Source organism: Xanthomonas prunicola (genome assembly GCF_002846205.1).
GTDB classification, from domain to species: domain Bacteria; phylum Pseudomonadota; class Gammaproteobacteria; order Xanthomonadales; family Xanthomonadaceae; genus Xanthomonas; species Xanthomonas prunicola.
This window is the reverse complement of sequence record NZ_PHKV01000057.1, coordinates 1-1,245: the sequence shown is the minus strand read 5'-3', so window position 1 is coordinate 1,245 and position 1,245 is coordinate 1. Positions and strand designations below refer to the sequence as shown.

The 1,245-nt window shown below is 62.7% G+C and carries 1 pseudogene; it reads right to left on the bottom strand.

Going from position 1 to position 1,245, the window contains the following annotated elements:
• Positions 1-1,105, bottom strand: a pseudogene (locus XpruCFBP8353_RS24695) (hypothetical protein); the annotation flags it as partial.
• Between the last annotated feature and the right edge of the window lie 140 nt (positions 1,106-1,245).

Sequence of the window (1,245 nt, the reverse complement as noted above, 5' to 3'; positions counted from 1 at the left end):
TGCGCTGCTGTTCGTCCAGCTCATTGAAACCCTTGCCATAGCGCTGGAAGGCAACGCTTTCAGGTTGCGCGAGCTCTCGCAGCGTTGACGCTGCATCCGGCGATTTGAGCAACAGCACTAGCTTGTCCGGATCGCAGCCGAGCTTCACGCAGTTATCGAGAAGTGCATTGACACCGGCAACGTCGTTGGGATCGGTGATCCCGACATTCTTCAATGCCTCGGCAGCCATCGCCTGCCGTTGCGCACGCCCTTCGCGATAGTCGTAGTAGCCATAGGTCTGGACCGCATTACCCGACGCTGCGCCAGCCTGCACATCGCCACCCAGGAGACCGCCCGCAGCACCGAGCAGCGCTCCAAGGCCCCCCATCAATGTGGCCTCGGCACCACTTCCCGGCTGTATGCCACCCTTTTGCAATGCGTCAGCGAACTTCGGCAACAACGTTTCGTTCATCAACACGCCACCGGCTGCGCTCAGGACATTGCCGCCCGAGACAGCAGCAGCCAGTGCGCCCGCCGTCACCTGGGTGATCTGCTTTGCCGCTCCCGCGTCGTTCCATTTCGCGAGTTGGTCATTGGCGGCGAGCAGGCGTGCCTTCGCCGTTGCCGTCGCGTCCGGATCGCCCTTGGCCGCTTCCAGATCGGCCATGGCCTGCTCTGCGTCTGCAGCCGCTTGCTCCCTCTTGTAGGAAATGAGTTCCTTGGCCGACCTAAACGCGACCTCGCCGGCGACCTGCGCCAGTTCCTGCTGCTCCGCAACCTTCTTCTCATCGAAGATCTGCTTCAGCCCGCTCTGCTGCAGTTCCGTAGCGCTGCGATCCAGACCAGCCAGAGCAGTCGAGTCCCCATTGCGCACCTCGACACTGCCCGCCGCGATGTCGCTCTTGGTCGTGCTGCCGCTGCTTCCGGTCTGATTCCCCGCCAGACTCAAGGCCGCACCGGCCGCCACGGATTGCCAATCGCCTGTACCGACCCCAAATCCGCCCGCCTTGTACTCGGCCTTGTTCTGCAAGTCCTCCACAGTCAGGCTGCCGGTGGACAGGTAGTTCAGCGTTGCATCGGCCGTGCTGGCGATGGCGCCGCTGATCAGGTGCGTATTGCCGCCCACCGTGATATCGAAGCCGCCATTGCCAGCCTGGATGCCGCTCTGCTCATTGACGCTGGTGTAGCTGCTGTTGACCTTCTGCTGGCTGTAGCTGGCACTGCTGCCGCTGACGCCATAAACCAGCTTGACGCCCGCCTGCTGCT